The sequence below is a fragment of the Paraglaciecola polaris LMG 21857 genome, assembly GCF_000315055.1.
In the GTDB taxonomy this organism is placed as follows: domain Bacteria; phylum Pseudomonadota; class Gammaproteobacteria; order Enterobacterales; family Alteromonadaceae; genus Paraglaciecola; species Paraglaciecola polaris.
In genome coordinates this window covers 1-5,216 of the sequence record NZ_BAER01000110.1, presented here as the reverse complement: position 1 = coordinate 5,216, position 5,216 = coordinate 1, and the positions used below count along the sequence as shown (strand labels likewise).

The following is a 5,216-nucleotide window of genomic DNA, read 5'->3' as shown; positions in this document are numbered from 1 at the left end:
GAACCACCCACCATGCCGCGCTTGGGGAAAATTAAATTTCTAAGCTGCCTGTGCGGCAGCGAACGATATTGAGTGCTTTGTACTGGCCTCAGAGGATTTCTAAGCTGCCTGTGCGGCAGCGAACTTAACCGTAAACATTGCCAACGGCCATGTTACTTTCTAAGCTGCCTGTGCGGCAGCGAACTGCCTGCGCTGTCGGCTTTTTGATGTATGCCTTTTCTAAGCTGCCTGTGCGGCAGCGAACCTTGGAGCTAAACCCGATTAACGAAAGCTTGCTTTCTAAGCTGCCTGTGCGGCAGCGAACGTTTAAAGACGCGGCGCAAAGTGCAGGCGATTTTTCTAAGCTGCCTGTGCGGCAGCGAACCTACGCATAGAGCCAATTGATATTTTTCTAATTTTCTAAGCTGCCTGTGCGGCAGCGAACTCATTGGCCCCCGCACGTATACCGCCAAAAGCTTTCTAAGCTGCCTGTGCGGCAGCGAACGATAGATGAATCTAATTGATGTAGCAATCGCATTTCTAAGCTGCCTGTGCGGCAGCGAACAAACGCGCCAATATTAAACGCGCCGCTTGCTTTTTCTAAGCTGCCTGTGCGGCAGCGAACTCATTGGGCGTTTGTGGCTATGGCGTAATGAGTTTCTAAGCTGCCTGTGCGGCAGCGAACTTCAATAAATAGCTAAGGGCGAAAACATGAATTTTCTAAGCTGCCTGTGCGGCAGCGAACGGTTTGGCGAATTAATTTGGACGGCAAGTGATTTTCTAAGCTGCCTGTGCGGCAGCGAACCTGAAGCTTATCAGACAAAAAAAGAGCTACAACAAAAACTTAGGTAAAAATTGGGGTTTTACCCAATGATTTTAGGGATTGTTGTAGCGCATTGTTTTATAAGAGATTTTTAAAGAGCTAAAAATTAAAGGTTAAAACTTGGGTAATAAAGCACTTCCGTTAAAACCGTAGGTATTAAACATCACTTGCTTCGCCCCCTGCTTTACCTCTTTTCGTAAAATACTCATATTAAAGTCCTTATTACTTTCAAGGCTTTTCATGCGAATGAAGGGTAAGGCTTTATCCTCATCTTTCATTGCGTAATCTTTAAAGTAAAGATTGGCTTGCTCGACGGTTTCGTTATGCCGTTTCATTCGTCGTCTAATATGTTTGTCTGGGCTGCCTGATTTTTGACGACGATTAAAGTTTTCGTAACCTAAGACAACATCAGGGACATCAGCGATCTGCTTGATATGTACGTAATCAGTCAAGCGACTCAACCATTTATGTATGTCTAAACGTTCTAGATCAGCCTGTTCCGCTGAAAACAAACGCAGCTTATGACCGATAAAAGCCTGAGCATGGGTCTCTTTGGTTTTATATTGTGGAAAGCTCACAGCAACAGGCACTTTTTTGTTTTCGTCCTGAATTTCAACTAGCGCCAAATGCACTTGTATCATGACCTTAGACCATAAAAAATGTACGCCAATATCGTCACTGGGTAACAGGGTGATATCGAGATAATATTTCATATCATCTCCTTATTCTGCCTTGCCGCCAAACACCCCACCTCGAATAAGATTCGCAAGAACGAAGTTCTTTTGCTCTCCTGAAACGTCTTTATTATTTACCCAAGCAATCATTAACGTATAAAGATCAATTTTCGACTTTCTGTAGGCTTGTCCTCGCTGGGTGACAGATCCAAATGGTTCTACTGCAATTGGAAACTTAGCGTCGTCATACCAATTGTCGATAGTACGAATAGCATTTCCCACCTTTACACTATGTAAAGCCGCACAGTCGTCCAATTTGAAAAGCACTTTTTTCTTTTCACCCATGTTCATTTCTTGAGAAGGGAATACATGCTGTCCCTTGCCCAATTGAACAAAGGCATCTACCTGTAGACAAGCAAAGTCGTTTATACTTTCCAAACCTTGGAAGATTGCATTGCTCAATGTTTTAAGTGAGTTGTTTTCCCGTTGAGCATCAAAATCATTCAATGGGAATTCGTAACCGTCGAACGTAATTGGTAGCTCATTATCATTAATTCTTATCTGAATACTTATGTTTTTAGCGCAAACACGATTTCGCCACAAGAAACGTCCACTGGCTATATTGTGAGCATAACGATGCGATAGCTCCTTAAGTCCCTCCTGTTTATACTCAGAAACCTTTTCTTTAATTATCTCTTCAAAGTTTGGGTCATTACATCCAAAAGGTTCCCCAAGATTACCGACTATACGCAGTGTAAAGCTGACTTTTAGTGTGTCTTTGTCATTCGGCAGGTTGGCATCATCACTATCTGATGAAACAGGGTTTGGCTTAGTTTTATTTTCGTCTGAAGCCCCATAGGCGCTTTGTGTTGAACGATTTTGGCGTTTGGTGATTTTAATAGGCAACCACGTAGGATTTTCTGTAGTCAGGTGTTCCCAATCGCCGGACATCATCAAAGCATCAGAAGTCTCTAGTTTACGTTCAAAGGCCAACATGGTTGGTAGTTTAATACTCATAATAGTTTCCTTTTAATATTGATTAACTTAGATCTAAAATTTCGGTAATGATAGTGCTGTCAAATTCATCGAGCGTGTCGGATTGGTTTGTCGAATGTTGTTTGCATAGATACCAATGCTCTTTATGTTCGTAATGCCATAGGCTACTTGCGATATCTTCAGCGTTTCTAAAATTGTTTACTCCTTGCCACTCGCCAATTGAATGTATAGCCTCAACAAAACAAACGGGGGTTCTACTGTCTCGAGTATTCTCTATGTCTATATTGTCGTAAACCTGAGAAATGGCTTTGTAGCCTGTCATTATTGGAACAAGATAACCGGAAGAGGGTTTAGGCAAATACTCCCAATCAGCCGAACTTTTATCTGTTGGTTGAAGATAATGCTGCCATTGTTCTAATACAGCTTTGGTTGACTTGTTTTTTTCCAATGTTTCGAAGTACTTAATTACTGAAGTAGGAACATTCAAGTCATAAGGGATTCTCTCTAAATGTGTAATCCAATCGTGTAGCACTCGATCTAGAATTGACGCACTCTTCACTTGCATATTTAGGTGTTTACTAATGAGGTTGGACTTTGGCCGTGCCTTTTGCTTTAACGCCGCAAAGTCTAACCAAGAATCTAGTAATTCTGCGTCAGAATTATCTGCAAGGTTCAATTCATGATACTGCGCTAAGTCAATTGAACGATCCATTAAAGCAAAGCCAGGCAATAGCTTACGTTTGAGCAAGTAAAATTTATTTTTATCAGTGATATCAAAAACTTGAATAGAGTCTATATCGAGGATAGTGCCTCCCGCCAAACGCTGCATTAGGCATTGTTTTTTTAACCACTCAATGAAGATATTGGCTTGATTACCTAGAAAACCGTCAAAGCCTATAAGTAGCGACACAGTCATATTCAGCTTCCCTTCTTCGATAATTGAAGGTGCTTTTCCGTCTATTATCTTCTTAACATCACTCATTAAATACGCTGGATTTTTACTTTGCGTGAATCGGTTTCCTTGATAACTGTGGACATGGTTCTCATGTGAAATAACACTACATCCTGATATTTTAAAGTTGCTAAAATTTGACTTTGATAGCTTTCGAGACAAATTATGCCCAAACCCTATAAAATGGGTAATGCTAGGAAATCCCCATGTAAAACCTGCAACGGCGTTCGCATTTTGAACATTAACCCGATTGATCAGTATGTATTGGCTCATGCTTGTTCCTCCTTTGTAACGGCTAAGACAGCTTTCACCATTTGGTTTTGTTCTCTTAGTTGTCGAAGCATCAGTTCTTTCCATAGTTTTGTATGCTCCACTAGCGGAGTGAACATCTTATCGTTCCCTTGTATTTTTCTGTTAAGCCAATATGCGAAATCGGTAGCTACCACGTTTTGCCAATCGGACGCCTCTTTGGGCTTGTTAAAAGCTTCGGCAGTTCGGTAGGGGTCTAAAAAATATTGATGTGCAACTTTTAGTTTTATATCCACTGCGTTTGACCACCCAGACGGCAGATTTTGAATGGACTGGGCATAGAACAGTACAGTTGAGAGAATTCGGTTTCCCCATGTAATTAGCCAAGCCCATTTTTTGGGATCTTTGATGCTTAGATTTAGTTGTTCAAAGCGCAAGAAAAAATTACGCAAATAATCTACATCCTCTTTAATAGCACTAAGTGGAATACCATGTTCAAACCACGATTTTCTGTTAATGGGCGGTTTAAGTTGGTTTTGCCATGTGGGGGGCCGCGATGACAGTAGGCGAATTGCACCACCTCTACTCCCATTTAGCACAGAAACATTTTGCGGTTGACTCTGCGTGACCAGTAGTCGGACAACGGAAGGAAGCCGTATAGAAACATCTGTAGAGTAGGTCTCTGACAATCTTGCTTTGTGTGTTTTTTCCCTTGCTTTACGAACATCTTTGGCGAAATGGCTGCTATAAACTTTTTGGACTAATGAAGATGAAGGTAAAAGACTTAACAAATGGTAGTTATCCTTAACAGGAAAATACAACTGCTTTAAAAGAAAATCTGTTTTAAGTGGTTGAGATAGGTACGTGGTGTATTTTTCCCCCAACTTTTAAGTTCATCACTATTATTTTCCAACCCAGAAAAAACAGAATAATTACCTTTCAGAATTTCATCGAAAAGTTTTATCCCCTTATGCTCTAAGAGCAAAAATTTCACCTGTTTCGATAGCCTTGCATCAGGGTAAGTGCCATCAACGATCTCTTTTGCTAAGGAGCTTGTCGTTAGGTATCTGTTATCCTTAATGTTACTTCTATCTAAAATTGAGGAACCCGCACTACTAGAATGTGACAATTTAGCAATATGTGTACCTGGAACCACTCCTTCACTTAGCTCAACGGTGCGGCATATCCATATATTTACAAAATTATTTTTATTGCTTATAAAATCAATGTCCTTAGAAAAATCTTCAATTTGTCCCCTATCTCGTAATGTACAATAGAAGTTTTCAAACGTAGGTCGATTTGCCGCTGTCACTTTAGTTTTCAAAACCTTGCTTTTTAACTTAATAAACTCTATTTTTTCTTCTTCATTTGTAGCTTTTGCTGTTAATAATTTTTTTGATAAAAATATAGAAATTAACTCATCCACATAACTAGATTTTTTACCGTTTTCTTCGAGGTTATTTATATTAGTTTTTTATAGTGTCCGACCATTTATGAAGCTCATCTGTATTCATTACTCATCAATCTCCTGAAATAAACCTAG

General features: G+C 40.2%; 5 protein-coding genes and 1 CRISPR repeat array. All 5 genes read right to left on the bottom strand.

Annotated elements, in window-relative coordinates; translation table 11 throughout:
- Nucleotides 1-36: 36 nt before the first annotated feature.
- Nucleotides 37-784: direct repeats of the CRISPR family, unit length 28 nt; unit sequence TTTCTAAGCTGCCTGTGCGGCAGCGAAC.
- A 131-nt stretch (nucleotides 785-915) separates the two neighbouring features.
- From cas6f to GPLA_RS24230, 5 genes are read right to left on the bottom strand one after another with little or no spacing between them, the layout of a single operon-like run.
- On the bottom strand, nucleotides 916-1,515 hold the full coding sequence (gene cas6f, locus GPLA_RS17080; RefSeq protein WP_007106209.1) for a type I-F CRISPR-associated endoribonuclease Cas6/Csy4: 600 nt from the start codon (nucleotides 1,513-1,515) through the stop codon (nucleotides 916-918).
- 9 nt (nucleotides 1,516-1,524) lie between these two features.
- Entirely contained in the window at nucleotides 1,525-2,493 is a 969-nt protein-coding gene (gene csy3, locus GPLA_RS17075; protein ID WP_007106208.1) for a type I-F CRISPR-associated protein Csy3, read from the bottom strand.
- 22 nt (nucleotides 2,494-2,515) lie between these two features.
- Nucleotides 2,516-3,697: a type I-F CRISPR-associated protein Csy2 gene (gene csy2 / locus GPLA_RS23000; protein ID WP_007106207.1), complete on the bottom strand. Its 1,182-nt coding sequence runs from the start codon at nucleotides 3,695-3,697 to the stop codon at nucleotides 2,516-2,518.
- Nucleotides 3,694-4,494 carry a type I-F CRISPR-associated protein Csy1 gene (locus GPLA_RS17065; protein WP_407636155.1) on the bottom strand — a complete coding sequence of 267 codons (801 nt, stop codon included), beginning with the start codon at nucleotides 4,492-4,494 and terminating at the stop codon, nucleotides 3,694-3,696. Before GPLA_RS17065 ends, csy2 begins: the two co-directional genes overlap by 4 nt.
- Nucleotides 4,495-4,499: 5 nt before the next feature.
- The gene (locus GPLA_RS24230) at nucleotides 4,500-5,099 is read right to left on the bottom strand and encodes a type I-F CRISPR-associated protein Csy1 (RefSeq protein ID WP_007106205.1); all 600 of its coding nucleotides are present in this window, start codon (nucleotides 5,097-5,099) and stop codon (nucleotides 4,500-4,502) included.
- Between the last annotated feature and the right edge of the window lie 117 nt (nucleotides 5,100-5,216).